At 63.5% G+C, this 14707-nt stretch carries 11 protein-coding genes, 1 pseudogene and 1 riboswitch; of the genes and pseudogenes, 5 read left to right on the forward strand and 7 right to left on the reverse strand.

Translation table 11 applies throughout. The features are described 5' to 3' along the window. Window positions 1-104: 104 nt before the first annotated feature. The gene (locus AB4Y81_RS17990; RefSeq protein ID WP_441996379.1) at window positions 105-620 is read left to right on the forward strand and encodes a class IV adenylate cyclase; all 516 of its coding nucleotides are present in this window, start codon (window positions 105-107) and stop codon (window positions 618-620) included. Window positions 621-644: 24 nt separating this feature from the next. Here the strand turns inward: AB4Y81_RS17990 and AB4Y81_RS17995 are convergent, their stop codons facing one another. From AB4Y81_RS17995 to AB4Y81_RS18025, 7 genes and pseudogenes are all read right to left on the reverse strand, one after another. Beyond that, window positions 645-1466, reverse strand: coding sequence for a DNA/RNA non-specific endonuclease (locus AB4Y81_RS17995; RefSeq protein WP_416430176.1), 822 nt, complete (start codon window positions 1464-1466; stop codon window positions 645-647). A 38-nt stretch (window positions 1467-1504) separates the two neighbouring features. After that, a pseudogene (locus AB4Y81_RS18000) lies at window positions 1505-2532 on the reverse strand (L-serine ammonia-lyase, iron-sulfur-dependent, subunit alpha). Between the two features lie 274 nt (window positions 2533-2806). Next, on the reverse strand, window positions 2807-4126 hold the full coding sequence (gene glyA / locus AB4Y81_RS18005; protein WP_441996380.1) for a serine hydroxymethyltransferase: 1320 nt from the start codon (window positions 4124-4126) through the stop codon (window positions 2807-2809). Further along, complete coding sequence (gene gcvH, locus AB4Y81_RS18010; protein WP_018780328.1) at window positions 4123-4506, reverse strand: glycine cleavage system protein GcvH; 384 nt, start codon at window positions 4504-4506, stop codon at window positions 4123-4125. Before gcvH ends, glyA begins: the two co-directional genes overlap by 4 nt. An 84-nt stretch (window positions 4507-4590) precedes the next feature. Then, a complete protein-coding gene (gene gcvT / locus AB4Y81_RS18015) occupies window positions 4591-5724 on the reverse strand; it encodes a glycine cleavage system aminomethyltransferase GcvT (RefSeq protein WP_441996381.1) in 1134 nt (377 codons plus the stop codon). An 11-nt stretch (window positions 5725-5735) separates the two neighbouring features. Beyond that, on the reverse strand, window positions 5736-8582 hold the full coding sequence (gene gcvP, locus AB4Y81_RS18020) for an aminomethyl-transferring glycine dehydrogenase (RefSeq protein WP_441996382.1): 2847 nt from the start codon (window positions 8580-8582) through the stop codon (window positions 5736-5738). 148 nt (window positions 8583-8730) lie between these two features. Further along, window positions 8731-8829: riboswitch (glycine riboswitch) on the reverse strand. 74 nt (window positions 8830-8903) lie between these two features. After that, complete coding sequence (locus tag AB4Y81_RS18025) at window positions 8904-10412, reverse strand: PucR family transcriptional regulator (RefSeq protein ID WP_441996383.1); 1509 nt, start codon at window positions 10410-10412, stop codon at window positions 8904-8906. Between the two features lie 169 nt (window positions 10413-10581). On the opposite strand from AB4Y81_RS18025, the gene AB4Y81_RS18030 reads away from it, so the two are divergent. From AB4Y81_RS18030 to AB4Y81_RS18045, 4 genes are all read left to right on the forward strand, one after another. Further along, window positions 10582-11964 (forward strand): MFS transporter, encoded by a 1383-nt coding sequence (locus AB4Y81_RS18030; protein WP_441996384.1) that lies wholly within the window; start codon window positions 10582-10584, stop codon window positions 11962-11964. Then, complete coding sequence (gene speB / locus AB4Y81_RS18035; RefSeq protein WP_441996385.1) at window positions 11961-12956, forward strand: agmatinase; 996 nt, start codon at window positions 11961-11963, stop codon at window positions 12954-12956. Before AB4Y81_RS18030 ends, speB begins: the two co-directional genes overlap by 4 nt. Window positions 12957-13088: 132 nt before the next feature. Further along, window positions 13089-13535 carry a large conductance mechanosensitive channel protein MscL gene (gene mscL / locus AB4Y81_RS18040; protein ID WP_055973364.1) on the forward strand — a complete coding sequence of 149 codons (447 nt, stop codon included), beginning with the start codon at window positions 13089-13091 and terminating at the stop codon, window positions 13533-13535. Window positions 13536-13743: 208 nt separating this feature from the next. Then, on the forward strand, window positions 13744-14655 hold the full coding sequence (locus AB4Y81_RS18045; protein WP_431229855.1) for an amino acid-binding protein: 912 nt from the start codon (window positions 13744-13746) through the stop codon (window positions 14653-14655). The last annotated feature ends 52 nt before the right edge of the window (window positions 14656-14707 follow it).

Below are 14707 nucleotides of genomic sequence, written 5' to 3' on the forward strand. Positions count from 1 at the left end.
AAGGAGACGCTGGGCACAAGCCCGGCAAGGGGTTCGCTAGGCTTGGAAGCCACCATCCACTCGTTCCACTGCGTACATCGTCCACAACTGATCCGGGGAAATCCATGCCAACGAACATCGAAATCAAAGCGCATGTCGACAGCATCGAACGCCTGCTGCCCACCGTTCTTTCCCTGGGTGGTTCGGAACCCGAGCACAGCTCGCAGGACGATACCTTCTTCGAGTGTCCAGGCGGCCGGCTCAAGCTGCGCGTGACCGGCGATGGCCACGGAGTGCTGATCTTCTACCGCAGGGCAGACGAACCCGGTCCGAAGTCTTCCTACTATGATCATTCAACAACGTCCGATCCGGATGGTCTGCGTCAGGTCCTGGCCGACGCTTACGGGGAACTTGGGCGCGTTCGCAAGCACCGTGCCGTGGTCCAGGTGGGAGAGGCCAGGATCCATCTGGACTCCGTGGACGGGCTCGGTGACTTCATCGAGCTGGAAGTGGCCGTGGGTGGAGTGTTCGGACCCGAAGAGGCCACCGAGCAGGCCCATCAACTCATGGAAGCCCTGGGAATCAGCCCTGCGGATCTGGCGAAGGGCGCCTACCTGGATCTGATCATGGCCAAGCTGTGACCCCGTTCCACCAAGTGGGCGCGCCTAGAGCCTGATCTGCTCCATGCTCTCCAGTTCCATCGCTTTCGGCCGCTTGCCCAGTTCACGCTGGCCACTGCCAAGACGGTCGGCGTTCGCGAGGCGGCTGAGGCTCAGCCCGGTGAGGTCGGCGATCTCCCCGATAGGGACCTGGAAGGTCCGGAAGGGACCCAGGGGCGGAGGTTCGCCTTCCAGAAGCCGTTGATCAATGGCCCTCTTCAGTTCCACCTTTCCGAGCAGTGGTGACTGGTCCAGGACGAACCCGACGGCGGCCAGCTTGGCATCGTTGGTCCATGCCGCAATCTTCCAGAACTTTCGAGGGATCCGGACACCACGGTAGGGCTGATCATCCTCAAGCAGGACCGGCCCCGTGAAGACGCTAATCTTGGCGTCATGGGCATCGGCGTGCCCCAGGACATGGTCCTCCAAGCCCACCCAGAGTTCCTTGCCTTGGTTGAAGTCGTCCACTTGCGGCGCCGCATTGGTGAATGAGAACGTCTCCTGGTTGGCCTTCTTGGCAGTGGCGGCGTCCCCCCAGACGGGATCCAGCCGGCGCACCAAGTGGCCGCGATCGAAGGCGTTGTTCTTGTAGACGTCCGGACCCGCCTGCTGTTCCCGGGGGACCCTGTCATCGAAGTGCCAGGTTCCTTCCCGCGCCAACGGGTTCAGTTCTGCACCGCTGATGTTGACTCCCACGATCGCCGCGAGCTTCCGGGCAGCCCGGAAACGCACGGAGAAGTGGGTGTAGTCCAGCAGTATCGTCGTTGCCGACGGACTGGGCAGTTCAAGGCGTGCCCGCAAAAAATCCCTGTCGTATCCCCCGCTCATGGATACAGCATGGCACTACGCACTGACAGTAAAAAGACTCAGCATTCGACGACGTTGACGGCGAGGCCGCCCATCGCGGTTTCCTTGTACTTATCGGACATGTCCTTGCCCGTCTCACGCATCGTCACGATCACCTCGTCCAGGGAAACCCGATGCGTCCCGTCCCCCCACAACGCCATCTTCGCCGCRTTGATCGCCTTCGCCGCAGCAATCGCGTTCCGCTCAATACACGGAATCTGCACCAACCCCCCGATCGGATCACACGTCAACCCCAGATTATGCTCCATCGCGATCTCCGCAGCGTTCTCCACCTGACCCGGAGAACCACCCATCACCTCCATGCCCGGAGCGTAATTCAACGCGTAATACAACACCGCCGGAATAATCCCCGCAGCMCCATTSGTCGGCGCCGTCACCACCCGACCACCAGAAGCGTTCTCCTCATTGACCGCCAAAGCAATCAGGTTCACCCACTCCTGCCAATACTTCGGATCATTCCGGTCCTTGTCCTCCTTCAACAACCGCTCCAACCAATCAGGAGCACGACGCCGGACCCGCAACCCGCCAGGCAACACACCCTCACGCTTCAAACTGGTTTCAACACAGGCCTCCATCACCGACCAGATATGCAAAAGACCCTCCCGGATCTCCTCCTCCGACCGCGACGCCCGCTCATTGATGAACATGATGTCCGAAATCCCCAACCCCTTGGACGCACACCTGCCCAACAACTCCGCCGCCGTCCTGAACGGCAACGGCAACTCCTTCTTCGACTCCTCCAACTCCTGCCGCGCAGCGTCCTCCTCACCCTCACGGACAATGAACCCACCACCAACCGAAAAGAACGTCGCCTCATGCACAGTGTTTCCCTCAGCATCAGCCACGGCGAACTTCATCCCGTTCGTATGCCGCGGCAACACCGTCAACGGATGCAACACCATATCCTCCACCGCATACGGCAACGCAGCTCACGGGCAAACACCGCCCCGGCCCGCATCGGCCCCACCGTGTGGGAACTCGACGGACCAATGCCCACAGAGAACAGATCGAAAACACCAACAGCCATAGCCGGGATCCCTTTCAGGGAAGAGTGAAACAAGACAAAGAATGTGGGGGCCGGGCCAATCCCGAGCCAAGGCGGCCCGGCCCCCGGAGGTCCCAGTGCGGACCTCCAACCCGGTCTTTATGTGGGCGCCCGTTCCCAAGCGACCGCCCACCCGGGAGATCAATGTGCCTACGCCGTGGAGCGCCTCGTCGGAAACGGGGGTTCGCTGCGAAACATGCCGTTCGCACGGCACATTCCGCAGCGAGCCCACGAATCGGACGGCACAACCGAGTGGCTACCCGAGGTTCGCAACTCCCGGGTACAGCGGGTGCGCGGCAGCGAGTGCCTCAACGCGGTGACGCAACCCGGTAAGGTCCGCATCGGCGTCGGCGATCAGTGCCTCGGCGATGATGTCAGCGACCTCACGGAAGGCCGCTTCCCCGAAACCGCGCGTTGCCAGCGCAGGGGTGCCGATCCGCAGGCCTGAGGTGACCATGGGCGGGCGCGGGTCGAACGGGACGGCGTTGCGGTTGACGGTGATGTCGATCGCGGCGAGACGGTCCTCGGCCTGCTGCCCGTCGAGTTCGCAGTTGCGCAGATCCACCAGGACCAGGTGCACGTCTGTTCCACCGGAAACCACGGAGATTCCCCTGGCAGCGACGTCGGGCTGGACCAGGCGTTCGGCCAGGATGCGGGAACCGGCCAAGACGCGTTCCTGGCGCTCACGGAACTCCTCCGAAGCGGCAATCTTGAACGCGACAGCCTTGCCCGCGATCACGTGCTCCAGCGGTCCGCCCTGCTGGCCCGGGAACACGGCCGAGTTGATCTTCTTGGCGATGTCGGCGTCGTTGGACAGGATGATTCCGCCGCGCGGACCGGCGAGGGTCTTGTGCGTGGTGGAGGTGGTGACGTGGGCGTGCGGGACCGGCGAAGGGTGCAGGCCGGCAGCCACCAGGCCGGCGAAGTGGGCCATGTCCACCATCAGGTAGGCGCCCACGGAGTCAGCGATCCGGCGGAACTCAGCGAAGTCCAGCTGCCGCGCATACGCGGACCAGCCGGCCACGATCAGTGCCGGTTTGTGCTCCTGGGCCAGGCGCTCCACCTCAGCCATGTCCACAGTGTGGGTGTCCTCGCGAACCCCGTACGGGACCACGTTGTAGAGCTTGCCAGAGAAGTTGATCCGCATGCCGTGCGTGAGGTGGCCACCGTGGGCAAGGTTCAGGCCCATGATGGTGTCGCCCGGCTTGATCAGCGCGTGCATCACCGAGGCGTTCGCCTGTGCGCCGGAGTGCGGCTGCACGTTCGCGTACTCGGCTCCGAACAATGCCTTGATGCGGTCAATGGCCAGCTGCTCAATGACGTCAACGTGTTCGCAGCCGCCGTAGTAGCGCTTGCCCGGGTAGCCCTCGGCGTACTTGTTGGTCAGCACTGAGCCCTGCGCCTGCATGACAGCCACGGCAGTGTGGTTCTCGGATGCGATCATTTCCAGGCCGTCGCGCTGGCGGCCCAATTCGTCGTCGATCTTCGCGGCGATCTCGGGGTCCAGCTCGGAGAGCTTCGCGTCCAACGACGCCGACACAACCTGCTCGAATTCGGTCACGGCTGCCGGGTTCACAGTTCGCCTCCGTTGGCTGCTGCGTACTCTTCGGCCGACATGAGCGGACCTTCTTCGGTGGCGGCGACCTTGAACAGCCAGCCCTGGCCGTAGGGGTCGTTGTTGATCAGCGCGGGATCTCCGACAACGGCGTCGTTGATCTCGGTCACCTCACCCGTCACAGGCGAGTACAGATCCGATACCGACTTGGTGGACTCCACCTCGCCGCAGGTCTCCCCCGCGGTCACTGTGGAACCAACCTCGGGAAGGTCCACGTACACGATGTCGCCCAGGGCGTCAGCGGCGACGGCGGAGATCCCGATCCCCACCGGCCCGTCCCCGTCAGCGGCAACCCACTCGTGCTCGGCCGAGTACTTCAGTTCAGCTACTACCTTGCTCATTCCAATTCCTTCTCTCTCTTCGAGTTTTTGTACAGTTGATGCCCTCAAAAAGGCCTCATAGGGGCGTTATGTGTACAAAAACTCTTATTTTTGGCGCTTGTAGAACGGCAGCGGCACCACTTCGAAAGGCTCCGCTTTGCCGCGCAGGTCAACGTCCACGATGGTGCCAACCGCTGAATGTTCGACGTCGACATAGGCCAACGCCACCGGGTAACCGAGCGTCGGGCTTGGCTGGCCCGAGGTCACCTCACCGATCAGGGAACCGTCCTTGAGGACGGAGTAGTGCGCACGGGCGGCACGACGGCCGGTGCCCTTGAGGCCCACGAGCTTCTGGCCGATGGTGGATCCCACACCGGCAGCCTTGATCGCGGCGAGTGCTTCCTTGCCAACAAAGTCGCTTTCCTTGGCCAGGGAAACTACCGGGCCAAGACCTGCGGCGTAGGCGTTCACGTGGCGGGAGAGTTCGTTGCCGTAGAGGGGCATTCCGGCTTCTAGGCGCAAGGAGTCCCGGGCGGCTAGGCCGGCGGGGATGAGTCCGTGGCCTTCGCCTGCTTCCAGGAGCGCTTCCCACAGACCGGGGGCGTCAACGTTCGGGATGTAGATCTCGAAGCCATCTTCCCCGGTGTAACCCGTGCGGGCCACCAGCAAGTCCTGGGTGCCGCCGTCGAACGTGATGGAAACCTCCACCGCCGCGTAGTACTTCAGTTCCGTCACCAAGGAGCGCTGCTCGGCGGGTACCAGTTTCAGCAGGATGGCCTCGGCGTTTGGGCCCTGCACGGCAATCAGGGACGTCTCGGCGGAGGCGTCTTCAACCAGCACATCGAAGCCGGCTGCCCGCTCCTTCAGTGCCGCCGCAACCACCTTGGCGTTGCCCGCATTGGGGACCACCAGGAAGTTATCGTCAGCGCGACGGTACGTAATGAGGTCGTCGATGATGCCGCCGTCGGCGTTGCAAATCAGCGAGTACTTGGCCTTGCCCACCGCAATCGCGGACAGCTTGCCCGCCAGGGCGTAGTCCAGGAACGCTGCGGCGTCGGGGCCGGTGACCCAGACTTCGCCCATATGGGAGAGGTCGAACAGGCCGGCGGCGTTGCGGACCGCGTGGTGCTCGGCGAGTTCGGACTCGTACTTGAGGGGCATCTGCCAGCCGCCGAAATCCGTGAAGGAAGCGCCGGCTTTTTTGTGCTGCGCATACAGGGCCGTGTAGTTCTCAGTCATCTCAGGAGTCCTTAGTTTTCGAAGTCCGTAAGGGGCGGGCAGGAGCACACCAGGTTGCGGTCGCCCGCGGCACCGTCGATGCGGCCAACCGGCGGGAAGTACTTGTCCTGCTTGAGGTGGTGGACCGGGAAAGCGGCCTGCTCACGCGGGTAGTCGCGGGCCCAATCGGAACTGACGACGGCGGCAGCCGTGTGCGGCGCGTTGCGCAGCGGCGACTTCTCAACAGTGAAATCACCGTTGGCCACCTGCTCGATTTCGGCACGGATGGTGATCATGGCTTCGATGAAGCGGTCGATCTCGGCCAGGTCCTCGGACTCGGTGGGTTCCACCATCAAGGTTCCCGCCACAGGGAAGGCCAGCGTGGGGGCGTGGAAGCCGAAGTCGATGAGGCGCTTGGCCACATCCTCGGCCGTGACGCCGGTCTTCGCGGTCAGCTCGCGGAGGTCCAGGATGCACTCGTGAGCCACGAGTCCGCCTTCACCTGTGTAGAGCACCGGGAAGTGCTCATCCAACCTGGAGGCAACATAGTTCGCGGCCAGCAGCGCGGACTTGGTTGCTTCGGTCAGACCCTGGCCGCCCATGAGCTTCACGTACGCCCAGGAGATCGGCAGGACGCCGGCGGAACCGTAGCGGGAGGCCGAAATCGCGACGCCGCCTTCGGCAGAATCACTGTTCGCGTCGCCGGGCATGAACGGTGCCAGGTGTGCCTTGGCTGCGACCGGGCCAACGCCCGGACCACCACCGCCGTGCGGGATGCAGAAGGTCTTGTGCAGGTTAAGGTGCGAGACATCGCCACCGAACTTGCCCGGCTGGGCCAAGCCAACCAGCGCGTTGAGGTTGGCGCCGTCAACGTACACCTGGCCACCGGCCTCGTGGACCGCATCGCAGACTTCGCGGACGTCGGCGTCGTACACACCGTGCGTGGACGGGTACGTGATCATGATGCAGGACAGGGCGTCCTTGTTGGCCTCGATCTTGGCCTTCAGGTCGTCGTGGTCGATCGTGCCATCGGATGCCGTCGCCACGACGACAACCTTCATTCCGGCCAGCACTGCCGAGGCAGCGTTCGTGCCGTGTGCCGAGGCCGGGATGAGGCAGACGTTGCGCTGCTCATCGCCACGGGAGAGGTGGTAGCCGCGGATCGCCAGGAGTCCGGCAAGCTCACCCTGGGAACCGGCGTTAGGCTGAATGGAGACCTGGTCGTAGCCGGTGATCTCGGTGAGGTCGGCTTCCAGGTCTTCGATCAGTTCGCGCCAACCGGCCGTCTGGTGGTCCGGAGCGAACGGGTGGATCGAGGCGAACTCCGGCCAGGAAATGGCTTCCATTTCGGCCGTGGCGTTCAGCTTCATGGTGCACGAGCCCAGCGGGATCATGGTGCGGTCCAGCGCGAGGTCCCGGTCGGACAGCTTGCGGATATAGCGCAACAGCTGCGTCTCGGAACGGTGCGTGTTGAACACCGGGTGCTGCAGGAAATCAGAGGTGCGGACTACGGATTCGGGCAGTTCGAACCCGGAGGCGTCCCCCACCGGACCGGCACCAAAGGCGACGGCTACCGCGGAGAGGACTTCCGGCGTCGTGGTTTCATCAACGCTGACCCCCACGGTGTCGGCGTCGATGATCCGCAGGTTGATGCCGCGGGCTTCGGCGGCGGCGATGACCTTGTCTGCCTTGCCGGGGACGCGGACGGTGAGGGTGTCGAAGAAGGAATCTGAGACGAGCTCGCGGCCAGCCTTCACAAGTGTGGTGGCGAGGGTGCGGGCGTGGCCGTGGACGGTTTCGGCGATAGCCTTCAGGCCTTCAGGGCCGTGGTAGACCGCGTACATGGAGGCCACGATGGCGAGCAAGGCCTGTGCCGTGCAGATGTTGGACGTGGCCTTTTCGCGGCGGATGTGCTGCTCGCGGGTCTGCAACGCCAAGCGGTAGGCGGGGACGCCGGCGTTGTCCTTGGAGACGCCGACGATACGGCCCGGGAGCGTCCGCTCCATGCCTTCACGCACGGCCATGTAGGCCGCGTGCGGGCCGCCGAAGAACAGCGGAACACCGAAGCGCTGAGCAGTTCCGACGGCGACGTCGGCACCTTGTTCGCCCGGGGGCGTGATGAGGGTGAGCGCCAGCAAATCCGCGGCCACGGTGACCAGTGCGCCGCGTTCCTTCGCGTCGGAAATGACGCCGGAGTGGTCGAAAACCCGGCCCGAAGCACCAGGCTGCTGGAGGACGACGCCGTTGATGTCGCCGTCGGGCAGACCGGCGGAGAGGTCCGTGACCTCCACCTCGAAGCCCAGCGCCTCAGCACGGCCCTTCACGATGGCGATGGTCTGCGGAAGGAGGTCGGCGTCCAGGACAGTCTTGCCATCCTTGGCCGTCTTGTTCTTGTTGGCCCGGCGCATCAGCAGCACGGCCTCGGCCACGGCGGTGGCTTCATCCAGCAGGGAAGCGTTCGCCACGGGAAGGCCGGTGAGATCCTGCACCATGGTCTGGAAGTTGAGGAGCGCTTCGAGGCGGCCCTGGGAAATTTCCGGCTGGTACGGCGTGTAGGCCGTGTACCACGCGGGAGCTTCCAGGATGTTGCGGCGGATGACCGGCGGCGTGACGGTGTCGTAGTAGCCCTGGCCGATCATCTGGACCGCGGTCTTGTTCTTGGATGCGAGCTTCCGCAGTTCGGCGAGGACCTGCACCTCGGTGAGGGCATCCTGCAGTTTCAGGGCCGTGTCCTGGCGGATGGAATCGGGGACGGCGACGTCCACCAGGCCGTCGACAGAGTCGTAGCCGATGGCCTTGAGCATGGTGTCAACGTCGGCTTGGCGCCGGGCGCCGATGTGCCGGTCCGCGAAAGCGGTGGGGGTTGATTGAACAGTCAAGAGGAACTCCATGATTCAGGCGCCCACTGAGCGCCACGATGATGTGGGTTCCTCCCCGCTCTGTATTGGACCTGAGAGATTCCGCAGGAATGATTGCCTGCTTGCACCGTCGGTGAGCCCGGTTAACCGAGCTGCTTTCCAGAGTTGCCTAACCGCGGCGGTACATGGGCCTGAGAGATTCCTGGGGAGGATTTGCTCCTACGGCGCCTGACTGGATGTACCGGCAGGGCTCTCCCGCCGCAGATCAAAAGCGTTGCGTCACGCGAGTGACACGCTTCACACCATAGCGTGGGGTTTCGCTAAAGTGCAAGCAAGCGGCCCCTACCCGTGCATGGCCTCGTGGATCTGAAGGGCGAACCAGAGCTGGGCCACCGTGGAGGTTTCACCCATGTCCAGGCCCGTCAGCTCACCGATTTTCCGGATCCGGTAGATGATGGTTTGCCGGTGCGTGAACAGGGTTGCCGCCGTCTTTTGCCAGGACCGCTGCGAGTCCAAATACGTCCGCAACGTGACAATGAGATCACCTTCCTGGCTCTGCTCGTAGTCGAAAACCGGGCCCAGGAGCCGCCGGACCAACGCGGTCCCTTCCTCGAAACTGGTCAGGCCCAACCAGGACGGGCCCTGGGCATAACGGGCCACACCCAGCTTGTTGGCGCGGGCCGAACCAAGCGCCCAGAGGGATTCCTGCAACGCGCGTTGGATATTCGCAACGGCCGCCGGCGCACTTATCCCGATCGCGGCATCCACACCGGCGCAATGCACCAGGACGTCGTCGGGCACGTCGGCAGGGACCACCACATGGAACCTGTTGTTCCGCTTCAACGACGCCGACGCAACCCCGTGCCGCCACAGTTCGATGTGCACGTTGGCCAGCCTGTCGCCGTCGTCCGCTGTGGACCCGTCCGCTGAGATCGAGGCGAGCAGGAAGCGCTGTGGCGGAACGTCAAAAGCTGCGAGCCGGCTCTCTATCTCGGCCGCACCCAAGCGCCCGTCCATGGCCTGGAGCAAGAACTCACCCGCTAGGCGGTGCCTGCCTTCCAGCGACAGGACGATGCGCGAAAGCTGCAGTCCCAGCACGGTGGCCGCATGCAGGAGCACGACGGCGTCCGGGTGCGGTTCGCCGTTGGGCAACACTACCAAGAGCGCATTCGCGTGGGTGGGGATATCCATGGTCAGGACGTGCCTGCCCCGAACGCGGTGCCACTGGAAGTTCTTCCCCGCCAACGACACCTGCCCGGAGAGTGGAGCCCACTCGTCGGCGAGGAAGACCGGAAGCGGCTCGCCTTCGGGGTGCCAGGGATGGAGGCAGCGGCGATCCACGACGAACAGGTCCGCGTCCAACTCGGTCGCCAGCCGCTGTACGAGGCTCTGCCAATGGTCCTCGGAGGCACCTGCGGTGCGGAGCAGATCATAGACGCGCGCCGTCTGCCGGAGCCGACGCGACTCTTCGAGCAGCGAGGACTCCGCAACCGACCTGGCGATCGCGATGAACGGCAACGGATACGGAATGTTGACCAGGGGCAGGGGGAGCCGATCGCACGCCGCCAGGAATTCCGCGGTCAGGGTCGGCGCGTGCATCTTCTCTCCGATGGCCAGGGCGCTGGCACCGCTGTCCATCAGGGCCTCCGCGAGCGCCACTTGCCCGTCTGCGTCGGCGGGAATCGAGAGACCATTGGTCATCATGAGTTCGCCGCCCGTGACCCACTCCCAGAGCCGGGGCAGGTCCGAGGTGTGAGCCCAGGTGATGCGGTTGTCGAGGCCTGCGGCGCCTGCGAGGAGCGTCAGGCCGAGCTGTGGCTCAGCAATGAGTTCAGCGACGGTGATTGCCATGCTTTGGCCTCCCGGGGTGTGCCGGATGGTCGCCAGCACCGTTTAGACAAATGTATATGCAACTTAATCATTTGTAGTCGATCTACGGATAGTCGGAGTGACGCCGGTCACCCAAGAATTGAATGACTACTTCCCCGCTCCCCAAGAGCACTCACGAGAGAGGGTTGCAATGAGCGCAACAAGCAACCTCATTGACGATGCCCCACTGACCGCCTTCCACAAAAAGCTGACGTTCTTCGCCTCCGGCGGTCCGTTCATCGATGGCTACGCGTTGTCGATCATCGGCATCGCCCTGATCACAATGACCCCCGGACTGCAGCTGAGTACCGGGGAAATTGGACTGATCGGTGCCGCCAGCCTGGTAGGCATCTTCTTCGGCGGCGCCGTCTTCGGGTGGCTCACGGACAAGATCGGCCGCCACAAAATGTATATTGCCGACCTCATAGCGCTGGCCGTCTTCTCGCTGCTGAACGGCTTTGCCACTGAGGTCTGGCAAGTAGTCCTGTGCAGGTTCTTCCTGGGGATGGCCATCGGCGCCGACTACCCCATCGCCACGTCGCTCCTGGCAGAGTTCCTGCCCAAGAAGCACCGCGGCCGCCTGCTTGGGGCCACCTTTGTGGTCTGGGCTGTTGGCGCAGCGGTCGCCTACGCCGTCGGATTCCTGCTCCGCGACATGGGACCGGACGCTTGGCGCTGGATGGTCGCCAGCCCGGCGATCTTCGCCATCATCACCCTGTTGTGCCGGCTCGGGACACCTGAGTCGCCACGCTGGCTGCTGTCACGTGGTCGCCGTGAGGAGGCTGATGCAGTCATCAAGAAGGTCTACGGAAAGCAGTATGGGCTGGCTGATATCGCTTCCGACAGCGAGGGACCGGCGAAGCAAGGCAGGTTCCTGGACATTTTCCGGGGCCAGTTCTGGAAGCGGACGTTGTTTGTTTCCATTTTCTGGACAGCCCAGGTGATCCCACTCTTTGCTGTGTACACCTTCGCCCCTGACCTTCTGGCATCCTTCGGAATGCACGGAGACGCCAACCTCTACGGAGGATCGTTCTTGATTTCCATGTTGTTTGTTGTCGGTGGCATCCCCGGACTGTGGCTGGTGGAAAGAATCGGCCGACGCCGGCTGCTTCTCTGGAGCTTCGGGGTCATCGTGGTGGCCTTGGCCATCCCGGCTTTCATTCCCAACGTCCAGGCCGCGCCGTTGTTCATCGCCTTGGCCGTATTCGCTTTGGCTTCCGGCGCCTCCAGCTTCCTCGAAGTCGTCTACCCCAACGAACTCTTTCCCACCGAAGTGCGGGCAACGGCAGTGGGTTTTGGTACCGCCATCAGCCGCATCGGATCTGCCGCCAGCACTTACCTGATGCCCATCGCAATAGTGAGCTTCGGCGCCGCCGGTTCCCTGCTCATCGGCGCCGTGATCTCCCTGGTCGGTTTGGTGGCGACCTTCCTGCTCGCGCCGGAAACGGCCAACAAATCCCTTTCAGAACTCACCTCCCGTAAGAATCCGGGCACCCCGGAGCCGAATAAAGTAACCGAAGGATCCCTGTCATGACCACTCACCAGCCCGTCGGACCAGTCGATGCCACCAAGGTTCCCCGCTTCGCAGGATTGGGTACCTTTGCCCGTCTGCCGCAGATTGACCGCGTCCCCGACTACGACATTGCCATCGTCGGCGTACCGTTCGACGGCGGTACCTCCTACCGCCCAGGGGCCCGGTTTGGTCCGGCCGCAGTCCGCGAAGCCTCCCGCCTCCTGCGCCCTGGTTACCACCCGGAGCTCGATGTGGAGCCAGTCAACGAAGTCCAGGTCGTGGATGCAGGGGATATCGCCTGCACTCCTTATGACATCGCCCGTGCCATCCGCGAGATCGAGGAGCAAGCCCGTCCGCTGATCAGCCAGGACAGGAAACTCATCTCCATCGGCGGCGACCACACCATCGCGCTCCCCATGTTGCAGGCGCTCAACAAAGTGCACGGCCCAGTGGCGCTACTCCATTTCGATGCCCACCTGGACACCTGGGACACCTATTTCGACCAGCCGGTCACGCACGGAACCATCTTCCGGAGGGCGTTCGAGGAGGGCTTGCTACTCGAGGACAAGTCGATGCATGTCGGTATCCGTGGTCCTGTGTATGACCGCAACGACTTCCTTCGCGACCATGAGTTCGGTTTCCAAATCATTCGCTGCTCGGACCTGGACGTCATAGGCGTCCCGGCGGCGATCGACCAGGTCAGGCAGCGGTTGGGCGACACCCCCGTCTACGTTTCCATCGACATCGACGTCCTGGACCCGTCCTACGCACCCGGCACCGGCACCCCGGAGATGGGTGGTCTGCATTCCCGGGAGCTCCTGGCACTGCTCCGCGGACTCAACGGCATCAACATCGTGGGCGCCGACGTCGTAGAAGTGGCACCGGCGTATGACCATGCCGACATCACCAGTGTTGCCGCAGCAACTGTGGTGTTTGACCTCTTGGCCCTGATGGCCAACCGGGGAAAGGGCGCCAGCGTGTCAGGCTTCGAACTCGAAGAAGCTACAGCCTGATCCTCAGGGGCGCCGTCCCGCACTGAGTGGGGGTCAAGTTTCCTCCCTGGTCACTTGACCCCCACTGGAAACACCGGAATGGTAGTTTGATTCCTGCTGAGGCAGACAACGCACCCAACCGGAGGACCATCCATGTTTAAGGGTTTCAAGGACTTCATACTTCGCGGAAACGTGATCGAACTGGCTATCGCTGTCGTTATCGGCAGTGCATTCACCGCACTCGTCGGAGCTTTCACCAACCACATCATCAACCCGGTGATTGCCGCCGCCGGCGGCATGAACGCCGAAGGCCTGGGCTTCAAGATCTGGGAAAACAACCCCGCCACCTTTGTTGATTTCGGCGCCGTGCTCACCGCACTCGTGACCTTTGTGATCACCGCAGCCGTGGTCTACTTCATCTTCGTGGCACCCATGAACAAGATCAACTCACTGGTCAAGGACCGCCTCTCCACCGAGGAGCCCGAGGAAGAGCCGCTTCCGGCCGACACCGCGCTGCTTGCCGAGATCCGCGACCTCTTGAAGGATGCAGCCGCCGCCCGCGGAAATGCCCGGGACTTGGACGACGACTCCATCCGCTAGGACAGCCCGCCGCACATCCCTGTTGTTGCGGTCTTTCACGTTTGGCCACGTAGAGCCCGGTACTACCCCTGAGGGAGTGCCGGGCTTTACTTTTGTCCGCCCCGATACATGGGCCACTCACCGGGCAGGAACAGCCGGCTACCCGGAAGTAGCCGGAACGTGACGCACCAGCAACGGGTTCGAAACAGGCGCGGGGCAGCATGAAACCATGAAGCGCAACCCGAGGACCCCCGTTACCGCGGACCTGCTGTGCGATGTCTGCGGCCAACTGCCCGAACCGCCCAAGGCCAGGCTGACCCTGGCCAACATCGCGGTCATGCTTCCCATTGAACTTCTGGTCCATGCAGCTGTGGTGGAAACCCATCTTCCCTACCTGGCCAAGGTCCTGCTGCTCACCGTGACCGCGACCGTCCTGGTGATCTGGGTTGCCGAGCCCTCCGCCGCGAAGGTCCTCAGGCGCTGGTTGCACGCCCCGGCACTCCGCCACCGGCACAAGCTGAACATGGCGCCTGCCCTGTGGCGGGCGCGGACCCTCGTGCTGGACCAACCCGGATCCCTGCAGAGGATCACCCAGTCACTCGCCCGTCTGGAGACCAACATCCTGAGCATCCACGTTCATCCGATGGACGGCGCCGGGCCTGACGGCAGCGTCATGGACGAGTTCGTCCTCTCCGCCCCGGGCGAGGTCACCGAGGTTGAACTGCTGAAGGCATTGGACGACGGCGGCGGGCGTGGGTCCCAGGTCTGGCCGACCACCGCGCTGGCCATGGCCGACGGACAAACCAGGGCCCTGAGCCTGGCCGCCCGGGTCGCCGGAAATCCTGCTGAGCTCCCACACGCCTTGGCTGAGCTGCTGTCCGCAAAAGTAGTGCCCAACAGTCCGGCACGTCGGCCACCCGGGGCCGCGACCGCCGTCGTGGGTTCCACGGATGTGCTGAAGGTTCCCACCGCTTGGCATGGTCCACTCGTGTTCTCCCGCCCGGGCGAGCCGTTCACTCCGGCCGAATCCGCGAGGGCCCATCGCTTGGCTGAGCTGGCCGAAATCCTGGCTTACGGCCCTGCCCTCCACCCCGGCGAGGGACTGACGGTATCCCGGTCGCCTGCAGGATTCGTGTCGTGAGGCACTCCTGGACTTCCAACGTGCGAATATTTGTCCACCATTCGCATCTTTC

The organism is Paenarthrobacter sp. TAF1 (assembly GCF_052113825.1).
Taxonomy (GTDB): domain Bacteria; phylum Actinomycetota; class Actinomycetes; order Actinomycetales; family Micrococcaceae; genus Arthrobacter; species Arthrobacter nicotinovorans.